This is a genomic window from Halomonas sp. KO116, assembly GCF_000734975.2.
In the GTDB taxonomy this organism is placed as follows: domain Bacteria; phylum Pseudomonadota; class Gammaproteobacteria; order Pseudomonadales; family Halomonadaceae; genus Vreelandella; species Vreelandella glaciei.
Window position 1 is genome coordinate 1484444 of record NZ_CP011052.1, and the last position, 14520, is coordinate 1498963.

At 56.7% G+C, this 14520-nt stretch carries 13 protein-coding genes; 7 read left to right on the forward strand and 6 right to left on the reverse strand.

What is annotated here, in order from left to right:
- Positions 1–11: 11 nt before the first annotated feature.
- The 4 genes from KO116_RS06850 to astB are packed head-to-tail and all read left to right on the forward strand — an operon-like array spanning position 12 to position 4997.
- Positions 12–1076, forward strand: coding sequence for an arginine N-succinyltransferase (locus tag KO116_RS06850; RefSeq protein WP_035559927.1), 1065 nt, complete (start codon positions 12–14; stop codon positions 1074–1076).
- Positions 1076–2107, forward strand: a complete 1032-nt coding sequence (gene astA, locus KO116_RS06855; RefSeq protein WP_035559929.1) for an arginine N-succinyltransferase — start codon at positions 1076–1078, stop codon at positions 2105–2107. Before KO116_RS06850 ends, astA begins: the two co-directional genes overlap by 1 nt.
- Before the next feature lie 53 nt (positions 2108–2160).
- The gene (gene astD / locus KO116_RS06860) at positions 2161–3633 is read left to right on the forward strand and encodes a succinylglutamate-semialdehyde dehydrogenase (RefSeq protein WP_035559930.1); all 1473 of its coding nucleotides are present in this window, start codon (positions 2161–2163) and stop codon (positions 3631–3633) included.
- Positions 3630–4997 carry an N-succinylarginine dihydrolase gene (astB, locus tag KO116_RS06865; protein ID WP_035559931.1) on the forward strand — a complete coding sequence of 456 codons (1368 nt, stop codon included), beginning with the start codon at positions 3630–3632 and terminating at the stop codon, positions 4995–4997. The genes astD and astB overlap by 4 nt, the downstream gene beginning before the upstream one ends.
- A gap of 157 nt (positions 4998–5154) precedes the next feature.
- Here astB and arcC read toward each other — a convergent pair whose 3' ends face one another.
- From arcC to KO116_RS06890, 5 genes are all read right to left on the reverse strand, one after another.
- Positions 5155–6060 carry a carbamate kinase gene (arcC, locus tag KO116_RS06870; protein ID WP_035559932.1) on the reverse strand — a complete coding sequence of 302 codons (906 nt, stop codon included), beginning with the start codon at positions 6058–6060 and terminating at the stop codon, positions 5155–5157.
- A 15-nt stretch (positions 6061–6075) separates the two neighbouring features.
- Positions 6076–7077: an ornithine carbamoyltransferase gene (locus tag KO116_RS06875; protein WP_035559934.1), complete on the reverse strand. Its 1002-nt coding sequence runs from the start codon at positions 7075–7077 to the stop codon at positions 6076–6078.
- An 18-nt stretch (positions 7078–7095) separates the two neighbouring features.
- A complete protein-coding gene (locus KO116_RS06880; RefSeq protein WP_035559937.1) occupies positions 7096–8325 on the reverse strand; it encodes an arginine deiminase in 1230 nt (409 codons plus the stop codon).
- Positions 8326–8347: 22 nt separating this feature from the next.
- Positions 8348–9793: a YfcC family protein gene (locus KO116_RS06885; protein ID WP_035559940.1), complete on the reverse strand. Its 1446-nt coding sequence runs from the start codon at positions 9791–9793 to the stop codon at positions 8348–8350.
- Between the two features lie 522 nt (positions 9794–10315).
- Positions 10316–11254, reverse strand: a complete 939-nt coding sequence (locus tag KO116_RS06890; protein ID WP_035559960.1) for a DMT family transporter — start codon at positions 11252–11254, stop codon at positions 10316–10318.
- A gap of 84 nt (positions 11255–11338) precedes the next feature.
- Here KO116_RS06890 and KO116_RS06895 point away from each other — a divergent pair, with 84 nt between their 5' ends.
- Positions 11339–11827 (forward strand): MarR family winged helix-turn-helix transcriptional regulator, encoded by a 489-nt coding sequence (locus KO116_RS06895; protein ID WP_035559963.1) that lies wholly within the window; start codon positions 11339–11341, stop codon positions 11825–11827.
- Positions 11828–11888: 61 nt separating this feature from the next.
- On the opposite strand, the gene KO116_RS06900 is transcribed toward KO116_RS06895, so the two are convergent.
- Positions 11889–12761, reverse strand: a complete 873-nt coding sequence (locus tag KO116_RS06900; RefSeq protein WP_035559966.1) for a LysR family transcriptional regulator — start codon at positions 12759–12761, stop codon at positions 11889–11891.
- Positions 12762–12849: 88 nt separating this feature from the next.
- Between KO116_RS06900 and KO116_RS06905 the strand changes: the two genes are divergently transcribed.
- Together KO116_RS06905 and bluB are read left to right on the forward strand one after the other, a co-directional pair.
- On the forward strand, positions 12850–13611 hold the full coding sequence (locus KO116_RS06905) for an NAD(P)H-dependent oxidoreductase (RefSeq protein ID WP_035559969.1): 762 nt from the start codon (positions 12850–12852) through the stop codon (positions 13609–13611).
- Positions 13612–13670: 59 nt separating this feature from the next.
- On the forward strand, positions 13671–14372 hold the full coding sequence (gene bluB, locus KO116_RS06910) for a 5,6-dimethylbenzimidazole synthase (protein ID WP_035559972.1): 702 nt from the start codon (positions 13671–13673) through the stop codon (positions 14370–14372).
- Positions 14373–14520: the final 148 nt, after the last annotated feature.

Genomic DNA, 14520 nt, shown 5'->3' on the forward strand with positions numbered 1-14520 from the left:
GGGCGTCGAAGATGCTGGTAGTGCGACCCGTTAAAGCGTCGGATCTACCGGCGCTCGAACAGTTGGCTGAGCATGCAGTGCCCAGGTTGACCAACTTGCCTGCCAATCGCGAGCGGCTTCAGGAGCGCATCGCGCGCTCCAAGGAGGCTTTCAATGGTGACGTCGAGTTTCCAGAAAACGAGCACTATACGTTTGTGCTGGCTGACGACTCACGCGAGGAAGTGCTCGGTACCGCCACTATCCGTGCCCAGGCGGGTGCCAATGAGGCTTACTACACCTATCGTCAGGAAACGCTGATTCACGCTTCGCAGCAGCTGAATGTGCGTCGTGAAGTTCAGACACTGGCACTTTCCCACGAAGTTTCGGATGCCACCCTGCTATGCGCTTTTTCGCTGAACCCCCGCTATAAGGGCACCAGTGCCGAGAACCTGCTGCGTCGGGCGCGGTTGATGTTTATTGCCCAGTATCCCGAGCGCTTTTCGCGCATCCTGGCGGTCGCGTTCCCCGGCTATCTGGATACCCGCGGCGAATCGCCGTTTTGGGAAAGCGTCGGCAGGCACTTTTTTGCCCGCAGCTTCCAGGACATCAATCACGTTGCGGGAGTACGCTCGAAAAGCTTTATCGCTGAAGTGATGCCCCAATTCCCGCTCTACCTGCCGCTGTTGACGCCCCAGGCGAGGGCTTCGATTGGACGTGAACACCCCGCCCATGAAGAGGCGCTGGAAGAGATGCTGGCCGAGGGGTTTGTGCGTTCTCGCCATGTGGATATTTTCGACGCCGGGCCAATTGTCAAAGCCGAGCGCGACCGGCTGGAAACCTTTCGCCGTGCCGCCTGGCATCCGGTGCGCATTCGCCCTGAACACGCTTTGCCGGACGCAGAACCGGCGATGATTGCCAACCAGAAGCTGGGTGATTTCCGCTGTATCGTCGCGCGTTATGCGTTGTCGCCCACGGGCCAGTTGATGCTGTCGGCGGAGCACGCCGAGCGGCTGGGCGTTTCGGAAGGGCGAGCCGTGCTGGCCGCACCGCTTACCTTACCCGTCGCGGTGGACGCGCTCGATGAAGGAGAAATGTAATGCGCATTCGACCCATTGCCCGCAATGACCTGGATGGGCTGCAGGCGCTTGCGCAGCAGGCCGGGGTGGGGTTTACCTCGCTGCCGGATAACCGCGAGTTTTTGGCCGGCAAGATAGAAGCCGCCGCCAGTGCCTTTGAAGAGCGCACCCCGGTGGATGACCGACTCTACTTCTTTGTACTGGAAGATGAAGTGAGTGGTGAGTTGGCGGGCTGCTGCGCCATTGAAGGCCAGGTAGGCCGAGAAGTGCCGTTTTATAACTATCGTCTCGGCACCCTGGCGCACTCCTCCATCCAGCTGGACCTTCACCGCACCATCGACACGCTGTTTTTAAGCTCCGACCACACCGGTGATGCCGAAGTGTGCTCGCTGTTCCTGCGTCCGGAGTATCGCGGTGAAGCCAATCGCCACTTGCGCAACGGCGCGCTGCTTTCCAAGGCGCGCTGGCTGTTTATCGCCCAGTTTCGTGACCGATTCCCCAATAAAGTGTTGGCAGAAATGCGCGGTGTGTTCGATGAGAACAACACCAGCCCTTTCTGGGAGAGCCTGGGCAAACACTTCTTCCCCATGGATTTCAGCGAAGCGGACCGACTCACCGGCTTGGGGCAGAAGAGCTTTATCGGTGAGCTGATGCCCAAGTTTCCGATCTACACCACCTTTATGGCCGAAGAGGCGCGCGCCTGCATTGGTCAGGTGCATCGCCATACCCGCCCAGCACTGGAAATGCTGAAGAAGGAGGGATTGCGCTGGGAAGGCTATATCGACATTTTCGACGGGGGCCCCACCGTGGAAGCCTACATCGATGATGTGCGCGCTATCCGTAATTCAAGGCTATGCCAGGTGGAAGTATCTGCCGCTGCCCGTGAAGAGAGCGTCAGCCGCTGGCTGGCGGCTACCACCCATATGTTGAACTTTACTGCCAGTTGGATAGGCCGCGCGCCCGCCGACGACAACACCATCGTGCTTAACGAGCAGGAAGCGAGCCGCTTGAGTGTCGCTACCGGTGATTACCTGCGCCTGCTGGAAACCTGAGCCCGAAAGCCTGTACGTACATAAGCCCGCATTTACACGGCAAGGAGAGAACGATGCACGCCCAACAGCAGCAACTTATCAATGGCGCCTGGCTAGCAGGCGACGCCGCGTCGTTGAGCAAGCACGATCCCGTTTCCGGACAGCTGCTCTGGCAGGCCGCCACGGCCAGCGAGGATCAGGTCACGATCGCTGTGAAAGCCGCCCGCAGTGCCTTTCCTGGCTGGGCGCGTACCCCCTTTGCCGAGCGCCAGGCTCTCGTCGAGCGTTTTGCCGAGGTGCTGAAATCCCGAGGGGAAGCGCTAGCCGTGGCGATTGCCTCTGAAACCGGCAAACCCCTCTGGGAAGCGCGCACTGAAGCGGGTGCGATGGTGGGCAAGGTCGCGCTATCGGTCAAGGCCTATAACGAGCGTACCGGTGAGCGTGAAAAAGCTGTTGGCAATGCAAAAGCCGTATTGCGCCATCGCCCCCACGGCGTGATGGCGGTGTTCGGCCCCTATAACTTTCCAGGCCACCTGCCCAACGGCCATATGGTGCCCGCGCTATTGGCGGGTAACACCGTCGTCTTCAAACCCAGCGACCAGACCCCACTGACCGCCGATTTAACCCTTCAGTGCTGGCTGGAAGCCGGGCTGCCTGCCGGGGTGATCAACCTGGTGCAGGGCGGCGTTGCCGTGGGCCAGGCGCTGGCAGGCAACCCCGGGATCGATGGCCTGCTGTTTACCGGCAGCGCCAAGGTGGGTGGCATGCTGCATCAGCAGTTTGCCGGGCAGTTGGATAAAATCCTGGCGCTCGAACTGGGCGGCAATAATCCGCTGGTAGTGAAAGATATCGATGACGAGCGTGCGGCGGTGCTTACCATTCTGCAGTCGGCGTTTCTCTCCGGTGGCCAGCGCTGCACCTGCGCTCGCCGATTGATGGTGCCGGAGGGCGCCGTCGGCGACCGGCTGATCGATGCGCTTTCAGAGGCGGTCAGCAAGCTGCATGTGGCGGGCCAGTTCGAAGAGAACCCTACCCCGTTCTATGGCGGTTTGGTGAGCGTGGCCGCTGCAGATGGCCTGCTCAAGGCGCAAGAGGAACTGGAATCCATGGGCGGTACGGTGATCAACCGCATGCGGCGCCTGGAAGAGAACACCAGCCTGCTAAGCCCCGCGCTGATTGATGTGACGGGCCTGGACGTTCCTGACGAGGAGCACTTTGGACCGCTGCTGAAAATCCACCGCTATCGCGATTGGGATGAAGCACTCTCGCTTGCCAACAACACCCGCTACGGGCTCTCCGCCGGGTTGATTGGCGGCGAGCAAGCCGATTGGGACGACTTCCTGTTGCGCATTCGCGCAGGCATCGTCAACTGGAACCGCCAGACCACCGGCGCTTCCGGCGATGCGCCCTTCGGCGGCGTAGGTGACAGCGGCAACCACCGCCCCAGCGCTTATTACGCGGCAGACTACTGCGCTTATCCGGTGGCTTCCATGGAAGCCGACACCCTGGAGATGCCTGAAACCCTGCCACCAGGAGTGAGTCTATGAAAGGCAGTGCCTTCAGTCGTATCAGGGAAGTCAATTTCGACGGTTTGGTCGGCCCTACCCATAATTACTCGGGGCTGGCAGTTGGTAACGTCGCCTCGATGAGCCACGGTGGCCTGCTCTCCAATCCCAAGGAGGGCGCGCTCCAGGGGCTGGCAAAGATGAAGTCGCTGATGGACGCGGGCTACGCCCAGGGCGTACTGCCCCCACAGCAGCGGCCTGATGTAGGGGCGCTGCGTGATCTGGGCTTCAGCGGCAGTAATAGCGATGTGCTGGCCCGTGCCGCTGTCGAGGCACCGCAGCTTCTGCGGGCGGTATGCTCGGCCTCCAGCATGTGGACCGCTAACGCAGGCACGATTACCCCCAGCGTCGACGCACCGGATGGCCGGGTGCACTTCACGCCAGCCAATCTGCAGTCGAGCTTTCACCGCTACCTGGAGCCGCAAACCACCGGGAGAGTACTGCAAGCTATTTTCCGCGATGAGCAGTGTTTTGCTCACCACCCGGTGCTGCCTGCAACGCCGGCCTTTTCCGATGAAGGGGCGGCCAATCACACCCGCCTTTGCGGCGAATATGGTGAACCCGGGGTTCACCTGTTTGTCTATGGTCGCCAGGCATTTGGTGACGTGCGTAGCGGCGAGCGTGAACCCCAGCGCTATCCCGCCCGGCAGACTCTGGAAGCCAGCCAGTCGGTAGCCCGCCAGCACGGGCTTACGGAAGCGCAAACCGTCTTCGCCCAGCAGCACCCGGATGCCATCGATGCTGGCGTGTTCCATAACGATGTCATTGCAGTGGGCAACGGGCCCGTGCTGCTCTACCACGAAATGGCCTTTCTGGACGAAGAGGGCACGCTCGATGAGTTGCGTGCCAAAATGCACACGCCGCTGATTCCCGTGCGCGTGCCGGTCGAGGCGGTGAGCATGGAAGACGCGGTCGCATCGTATCTCTTCAACTCCCAACTGCTCTCCAGCCCGGACGGCACCATGACGCTGGTGGTACCCGGCGAATGTCAGGAGCGCGAAGCGGTCTGGCGGACGATCCAGGATCTGATCCTGGCGGGCAATAACCCCATCGGTGAGGTGATCGTCAAAGACGTCAAGCAGAGCATGCGCAACGGTGGCGGCCCCGCCTGCCTGCGCTTGCGTGTGGTGCTAACGGAAGCCGAACGTGCCGCGCTCACTGGCCGAGTACTGCTCAACGAGGCACTGTATACCGATCTGACCGCGTGGGTGGAGCGCCACTACCGCGATCGCCTAGCCCCGGACGATCTCGCCGATCCACAGCTGGCGGAAGAGTCACTGGTTGCTCTGGATGAACTGACGCAGTTACTGCAGATTGGTTCGGTCTACCCGTTCCAGTTGGGGTAGGGGATTGAATAAACAGAGTAAAGAGAGAATCAAAAGAGCCATCAGATTTGGTGGCTTACCTCTATTAGTTTTATAAGGGGGAGGCTGTGACAACTGATGAAGGCGTCCTTCGGTAGGTACACGTCTTCATTAAGTCTGCAATAAGCAGTAAACAGCGTTAGCTAGCAACACAAGTGCCCGTCCGTAGGTTAAGAATATCTAGTGCATCCTCTAGACGGCCGATACCACTGATGCCTCCGCTTTCAGCGAAATTGCACGCGGCGTCCATTTTTGGCCCCATAGAACCAGCCGGCAGGTCCAGCTTGCGAGCTTCATCCAGCGTTAATTTATGGATAGGTGCAGCGGTGTCCTTACCGAAGTCACGGTAGATGGCGTCCACGTCAGTGAGAAGGAGCAAGGCGTCTGCGCCCAGCTGGCTGGCCAGAAGTGCGCTGGCGGCGTCTTTGTCGATCACGGCTTCGATGCCGATCATGCTGCCGTTCTCTCGGCGAAGAATGGGGATGCCACCGCCTCCAGCGCAGATCACCACAACGCCCTGTTCCAGCAGCAGCTGGAGCACCCTCATGTCGGGTATCTCCAAGGGCTTGGGCGAAGGCACTACCCGCCGCCACTTGTCACCATCCTGAGCGATGTGCCAACCGGCGGCTTCGGCTTTGGTCTCGGCTTCTTCCCTTTCGTAAACTGGCCCGACAAACTTGGTGGGATTGCTGAAGGCGGGGTCATTCTTGTCGACCAGAACCTGGGTAAGTAGGGTGGCCACAGGTCTGTTATGGTCCAGGGCGTTTTCCAGTTCCTGCTCGATGATGTAGCCGATCATACCTTCTGTTTCAGCGCCCAGTACATCCAGCGGATAAGCCTCGTCCGGCTTATAGGCGGCGCCCTGAAGCGCCAGTAAGCCTACCTGGGGGCCATTGCCGTGAGTGACTACCAGCTGGTGGCCAGCGCGGACGATTTCGGCCAATGATTCGGCGGCAATTTTTACGTTGGCGCGCTGGGCCTCGGCGGTCAGGGGCTCCCCTCGCCGCAACAGGGCATTGCCTCCCAGAGCTGCTACTACAAGCATGTCATGCTCCTTGAATCAGTTTCCAAGAGTGGCGACGAGCACCGCCTTGATGGTGTGCATTCGGTTCTCCGCCTGATCAAATACGATAGAGGCGGGACTTTCAAAGACGTCGTCGGTGACTTCCATGGCGTCGATGCCGAACTCGGCCTGTATTTCCTTGCCTATGGTGGTCTCGGTGTTATGGAAGGCCGGCAGACAATGCATGAACCTTACGCGGGGGTTGCCGGTTTTCTCCATCAGGGCAGCATTGACCTGATAGGGCTGCAACAGTTTGATTCGCTCTGCCCACTTTTCCTTGGGTTCACCCATGGACACCCACACGTCGGTGTAGACAAAATCCACGCTCGCAACGGCGGCATCAATGTCCTCCGTGATCATAATCCGGGCGCCGGTTTCACTGGCAATAGCCTGTGCTTCATTCTGAATAGCCTCGCTGGGCCAACAGGCCTTGGGCGCACACAAGCGCACATCCATTCCCATCATGGCGCCGCCGATCAGCAGGCTGTCGCCCATGTTATTCGCAGCGTCCCCGATAAATACAAAGGCAACATCCCGCAGCGGCTTTTCCACGTTTTCCTGCATGGTCAGGAAGTCTGCGAGGATCTGTGTGGGGTGGAATTCATTGGTCAGCCCATTGTAAACCGGCACGCCGGCATATTGTGCCAGCTCCTCAACCACCGTCTGGCCGAACCCCCGGTATTCGATGGCATCGTAAACGCGGCCGAGCACACGGGCGGTATCCTTGACGGATTCCTTGTGGCCGATATGGGTGCCCGTCGGGCCCAGATAGGTTACTCGGGCGCCCTGATCAAACGCTGCAACCTCAAAGCCTACCCGGGTTCGGGTGGAGTTCTTTTCAAAGATCAGCGCTATGTCCTTGCCCTGCAACTGCGGTACTTCGGTGCCGGCGTACTTGGCTGTTTTCAGGTCGGTGGAAAGCTTGAGCAAAAAACTGATCTCTCGGGGCGTAAAGTCCCTCAGGGTCAGGAAGTGCCGGTTCTTGAGATTGAAAGCCATGGTTCTGCTCCTACCTTGTCAGACTGTATCTCGTATTGTCGGGCAGCTCATGCAGCGCCCACCGCCCCGGCCCCGGCCCAACTCCGCTCCGGGTATGGCCAGTACCTCTATGCCGGCTGCTTCCAGCGCAGCATTGGTATCGTCGTTGCGGTCATAACCGATGACGACCCCCGGACTCAGTGCCAGCACGTTATTGCCATCGTTCCATTGTTCTCGCTCCCGTTCGGCAGGGGTATCGCCACCCGTGGCGACCACTTCCAGGGACGGGTAACCAAGTACATCGGCAACAACATCAAACAGCGGACGGCTGTCCTGGAAGAACGACAGGTGCTTGCTGCCTTCCCCCGGACGCAGGTCGTAGCAAACCATTTCATCTGCGACTTCCTTGAAAGTGGTCACTACATTGCCGCCACAGAAGGTAAACACGGTATCCAAGTGCATGGCAGAACGGCTCTTGGGAATCTGGCAGGCAATTATCCGTTCTGCAGTGCCGTTAGCAAAAAGCGTCTTGGCCAGCTGGCCAATGGCTTGCGGAGAGGATCGTTCCCCCATTCCCACCAGCACGACACCATTACCCACCGGCATGATGTCCCCTCCTTCCAGGGTCGCCAGCGCATGATCTTCAAGTGGGTCGCCCCAATGCACGTTCACCTTGCCGGCAAACTTCGGATGGAACCGGTAGATCGCGCTCATTAGCAGCGTCTCTGGTTTGCGCGCAGCCCAGTACATAGGGTTCAGGGTGACACCACCATAAATCCAGGCGCTGTTATCCCGGGTGAACAGTAAGTTGGGCAGTGGCGGCAGCACAAAGCCGTGAGGCCCCAGATGGTTACCGAACAGCCCTGCAGGGTCGAAAGGCAGGTCACCTACTTCCAAACCACCAATGAGAAATTTCGCCAGCGTATTACCAGGCAGTTCGTTCATCCATGCGCGAAGGTCGGATACCATGCCTACCCCGATATGATTCCAGGTAATCCGGTGGTCTAGAACCCAGGTACGTGCTTCGGGAATATCAAGCGTTGTCGCCAGCAGGTCGTTAACGTCCAGAACCTCCACACCACGTTCACGCATTACCTCGGCGAATACGTCATGGTCTTTCTGTGCCTGCTTGACCCAGAAGACATCGTCGAACAACAACGCATCGCAGTTGGAGGGAGTCAGTCTTCTATGGGCTAGCCCAGGGCGGCAGACGATAACTTGCCGTAAAGTCCCAGTTTCCGAGTGAACGCCCAAAGTGTGTTCTGACATGTCGCATACTCCTTTGCCCTGATTATAGAAATGCACCAATGCTAATAACTGCACTGATAAAAACAGTCAAAATAAGAAGGAGAGGCCAGATAAATACTAGCCAACGGTCATAAGAGATACGGCCTATCGCTAGGCCACCGACCACTACGGCAAAGGTCGGGTTTATCAGATTAACCAGGCCGTTGGCTGATTGGTAAGCAGTTACCACCAAGTCACGTCCTACGTCAGCAAAGTCGCCCAAGGGCGCTAAAATAGGCATGGATAGTACGGCAAGTCCGGATGAGGAGGGTACGAAGAAACTCATTCCTACCTCGATCCAGAACATCAAATTGATAAAGGTTAGTTCAGGCAATCCACCTAATGTACTTTCGGCGCTATGCAAGATGGTATCGGCAATCATGCCTTGTTCCATGATCACCACGATGCCGCGGGCCAGACCAACGACCAGGGCTACGCCGAGCAGATCGCGGGCGCCGTCGACAAAACTACTGGTCAGCTTTTTCTCGCCCAGCCGAGCGATGATGCCGATCACAATGGCGGAACCAAAGAAAAGTGCGCCCATCCTAGCCATCCACCAGCCTTGGGACGAGACGCCCCAAATCATCGCGATGAAGGTCAGAGCAAAAATAACAAGGGTAATTTTCTGAGTGCCTGAAAGATCAAAATTTTCCAGCTCGTCGTGTCCCTGTAGAAAGAGTTTGCGGTGTGCATCCTGTTGTCTGGCCACAACGGAGCGAGCAGGATCCAACTTAATGCGTTTGGCGTAGCGCATCACGTAGACTGAACAAATCACCAGCCCGCCAATCAGCAGCACCAGCCGAAGTACAATTCCCTCTGTAAAAGGAATATCCGCTGCGTTAGAGGCAATGACAGTAGCGAAGGGGTTGATAGTGGAGCCCAACACACCAATACCAGCGCCGATCAGAATCACGGCGACTCCTGTGATCGCATCATAGCCAGCAGCGATGATGATGGGGATTAGAATGGCATAGAAGGCCAGAGTCTCTTCTGCCATGCCATAGGTGGTGCCTCCGAGGGCAAACAGCGTCATCAGGATGGGGATCATCCAGATCTCTCGGCCTTCCAGCCGATGCATCACGTTACGTATCCCCGTGTCGATTGCGCCGGTAGCATTGATAACGCCTAAGAAGCCACCCAAAAACAGCACAAATAAGGCAACGTCGATGGCATTGGCGACATAGCTGTCGGGATCATAGAAACCCGCCGTGGGGGCCAGCATGACGTCCACAAAACCTTGAGGGTTTGAATCAACCGTTACATAGGTGCCAGGTACTGCAATTTCGCGTCCGACCTCTTCGTTCATCGTACGTTCGTATTGCCCGGCAGGAATGATCCAGGTCAGCGCCGCTACAAGAATAATTAGCAGGAAGAGAATTGAGTAGGCTGTAGGGAACCGTGTCGCTAGATCCTCTTCAGGCTTTGGTGAAGTGAGCTTTTCATCTGACATGCGCTGTCTCCGACCTATGGTTAAGGAGCAATCAACTATATTCAGTGTATTCCCATTACAATGGCTTGAATTGATTTAGATCAATCACGCAAAAGTACATGCAGCTGCAGCTAATAAATGACGAAAAATTTAATTGGTCGAGCCGTGCTTGCTGCTGTAACTGGTAATGCAGATTTTGAGCTTTGGTATGTTCTGAAGACGAGCTGGTAAGTTTTTCGTAGCTTTAGCTATTATTATTTTTTACGTTTTTTTGGCAGCAGGCTAAGTTTGGTTCTGTGATTTATTCACTAGTGGTTTTTATATCTCGCTACAGCACATCGGTTTGATGAATCTCGGGGCTTGAAATAAACGCTGTGATCTTTTCCCAGCAACAGGTCTTCTACAAGTGAGATTTTCAGCTACGTTTACCCCATGGAGTGTCGCATTCTGTAGCAGTAAGTAGGATCGTATAACAGTTCTTGTCCCCCTCTCAGTGGCGCCCTGCCATGATCATCACATTGCCTCATCGCTTAAGGCCACCGTTTAGACTGCTTTATCAGGCACCTGCTTCGCTTTACCAATGTTAAGCAAGGCAATACCGGCACCAATCAGTAGGATGCCAGGCAGCAAGCCCTCAGGGGCAGTTTCTCCCTGTAACAGGATGGCGACTGGAACTCCCACCACGGCACCGACGGAGCCCAACAAACTCAGAAATACCGGGCCACCGCTTTTTTGCAGCAGGAAGAGCAGTAAAAACTGGCCAGCGAACACCACTGCTTGGACAGCAATTAGGACTATCGGCAGAGACCGATCCATGGAGACGTGAAGTGAGAAGCCTGGCAGTAGGCCCACTCCCAGCAGAAGAATAGAGGCAGCTATCAGCATTCCAGGCGCCAAGGCATCGCTGGATACGCCCACTGGCCAGCGCAGGGTCCGGTAGAGGTTGCCGATGGCCAGCAGCACAGGGCCAATCAAGGCAAGAAGAATCCACAGGTAGTCAGCATCAGGGGCGGAAAGCTTATGGAAAGCCAGAGTGAAGGCGCCCGCAAGGGCTGACATGACGCCAGCCGCACGCAAGAGCTGAAAGCGCTCCATTTTTAACGTCAACGCACCAACGTAGGTGAGCAGCGGTGGCAACGTGATGATCAATGCCACAAATCCTGCGCCGACATGGGGGATAGCCGAAAAGAAGAGCAGGTTGGCGCCCGCCACGCCCAGCAGCGCAGAGATCAGGTAGTACTCGACGCTGCGAACGGTCAACGGTGGCAGATTGCGGCGATAGGCGGCGAGTGCAAGCAGAATAATGGCCGCTCCCAAAATGGACCAAAACAGAAAAGCGAGCGCTGATAGCTGCATTTCACCCGCGAGCTTTGCCAAATTAGTCGACAGGCCCAGCAAGGCGCCACCGGCGAGCAGATACAGCAGCGGGGCAAGCCAGGTTCTTTTAGAGGAGTATAGCTTGGGTTTGTTGGGTAATGTCATTAGCAGCCTTCAAGGATTATATCTTGATATCAAGGTATGTAAGATTAACCTTGACGTCAAGGTATATAGGCGCAAAATACGTTTATGGATCATGTAGACCACATACTCAAACAGTGGCGCCAGGAGCGTCCCGACCTCGACGTAGCCCCGATGGGTACTATCGGGCGGGTCAAACGGCTGAACCACACCTTGATGCGCGCGATGGAGAAGACCTGGGCGAAATATGGCCTGACGGATGCGAGCTTTGACGTACTGGCAACGCTGCGCCGAGAGGGAGCGCCCTATGCGCTATCGCCGAGCGATTTGATGGCATCCACCATGGTGACCTCAGGCACCATGACTCACCGTATCCATCAATTGGAAAAGTCAGGACTGATCGAGCGGGTCAAGAACCCGGATGATGGTCGCGGTTTTCTGATCTCTCTTTCTCAGCGTGGATTTGATCTGATCGACGAAGCGGTGGCTGCTCATGTAGAGACACAGGCGCAGCTGGTGAGCGGGCTGACTGACGAACAACGTCAACAACTGGATGCGTTGTTAAAGCAGTTCCTGGCGGGGGTTGGGCAGGAGTGATCGCTTTTGCCATCGGAGTGCGCTGTCACTTGATTCGCCCTTCAGGTACCAGACCTTGTGGTTACCGTCCGCGAAGCCCCTCAGTGATCGTTTCCATAAACGCGCGTACTTTAGCCACATGACGCAAATCTGGATGGGTGAGCAGCCAAAGCTGAGTCGTCAGCGCGTCAATCGGCTGGCTGAGTCTGAGTAGTGCTTCATCGGCATCGCCAAGATAGCAAGGCAGTACCGCAATGCCCGCCCCATGACGGACCGCCAGCTGCATCCCCAGCATGCTGTCCAGTCGGTAGGCCGCGTGTTTACCCACCATCCACTGCTCAAGCGCTGTATCGCCTAGGTGAACATCCGGGCCTATCCAGTTTTCTGTTGTTAGTGACGTTGGATCTAATGGCAGAGGAGCTTTTTGCCAAAGCGCTTGTTGTCCATAAACTGCCAAGGGGATGTCGCTTACTTTTCGGCCTACAAGCGTTTCCGGTGGCTTGCAGGTTGGACGGATAGCGATATCGGCCTCACGTCGCGTCAAACTATGAAGCTGGTTGGAGATGACCACTTCCAGCGAGATAGCCGGATAGGTTTCTCGAAAGCTTGCCAATAGCGGGGAGAGCAGGCCCGCGAAAAGTGTATCGGTCGTGGTGATTCGCAGGCTGCCGGTAAGCGCTAAATCCTGCCCGATGATTCGGCGCTCCGCGCCGTTGATCTCATTTTGCACACGCAGGGCCGACGCTGTTAAATCGTCGCCTGCCATGGTCGGCGTATAGCCGTTACGGCTGCGCTCAAAAAGGGTAACGCCCAGACGTCTCTCCATCTCGCTGAGACGCCTGAAGACAGTGGCGTGGCTGATACGCAGCGTTCGACTGGCGCCGGATAGTGAACCCGCCTCGGCAATCGCTAGCACAATTTCTAGGTCGTCCCATCTTATCCGTTGTTCATTCATGCAAGCCCGGTTCTCATTTTTAGCCAATTTTTGAGCATATATGAACAGGTTAGTCTGTCGTTGAACCAATCGATAGGGGAAGCGCAGTATGAATGTATTGATCGTCTTGGCTCATCCTGAACGCAAGTCGTTTAATGGCGGCCTAGTAGATGGAGCGGTAGCACAGCTGATAGGCGAGGGTCACACAGTGGAAGTGGATGATCTTTATGCGGAGCAGTTTGATCCAGTGGAGCGCGCTGGGCACTATCCGCATAGCGCTGTGGCATCGGACTACTTCTATCCCCTCAATGAGCAGCGGGCTCACCACGAAGAAAACACATTGCCGCAGGACGTCCAGCGGGAGTTGGCGCGGTTGGAGTGGGCTGACTTGGTGATCTTCCAGTTTCCCTTATGGTGGCACGCCCAGCCTGCCATTTTGAAAGGCTGGTTTGATCGGGTGCTGGTGTATGGCGGGCGCTATACAAGCTGCATGCGTTACGATAAAGGCTATTATCGTGGCAAGAGGGCCATGCTCTCGGTGACCACGGGCTCGCCTGAAATGACATTTCAGCCCTTTGGTCGTGCAGGCAACATGGTTCACTGGCTTTGGCCGATTCATTCATCACTGTACTACGTTGGCTTTGACGTACTGGCGCCCCAGGTGAGCTACGGCATTCAAGGCGGCGGTATTCGTTATCAAGCGGAAGCTGACCTCATTGGCCACCTGGAGGCTTGTAAAGCGGCCTGGGCATCTCGGCTGAAGAGCCTAAGCCTAAATAGTGAACTGGCCATCCCCTTTGCTGGCTGGGGCGACTGGGACGAGGACGGTGTATTACGCCAAACAACGCCACTGCGATGGAGGCTGGGCTGACCTCGTGTAGACTCTTCACTCGTCTATAAATCAGATCAGCAAAAGGTCCGACAAGCGCCATGACCACCTCGAATCACCGTTTTACCGATGCTGAGCGCCGTGGGCTTTACCGCGCCATACACGAACGGCGCGACGTGCGCTCGCAATTTCTGCCCGACCGGATTCCCCCTGATGTGCTGGCCCGTCTTTTAGAAGCTGCACACCATGCGCCTTCGGTAGGTTTCATGCAGCCCTGGGATTTCATCGTGATTGAAAGTCGTGACGTCAGGGAAACCGTGCTGGCGATGTTCGAGCAGGAGAACCGGAAGGCCGCCGAGCGCTTTGAAGGCGAGCGCAAGGAGCATTACCGCAGCCTTAAACTGCAAGGCATTCTGGAAAGCCCACTCAATCTCTGTATTACCTGTGACCGAAGCCGGGGCGGCCCGCATGTGCTGGGGCGCAATAGCATTGTCGATACCGACCTGTTTAGTACCTGCTTAGCAGTGCAAAATCTTTGGCTAGCGGCGCGGGCGGAAGGTATTGGCGTTGGCTGGGTGAGTATTCTCGATCAAGAGCAGCTAAGCACTGCGCTGAATTTGCCTGAACATGTTTATCCGCTGGCGTATCTCTGCCTTGGCTATGTGAGCGAGTTTTTAGATCAGCCGGAGCTTGAAGCCAAAGGCTGGCGCTCCCGCTTACCATTGAGCGAACTGGTGCATGGGGATACGTGGGGGCAATCCTTGGCAGGCAGCCCGCTTGAAAAGGCGTTGGGCGAACAGTAATAGCGCTCTTTAAATCACGTTGTTTTCACTACAAAGCTGTTTGAGTCGTTTCCTCTAGCGAGGCGTTTCGTTTATCGCTACTGTATTCGCTTGTGCTAAAAAAGCTGAGTGCTATGAATGCAAAGCGATATCACCCTCCAACGGCCTT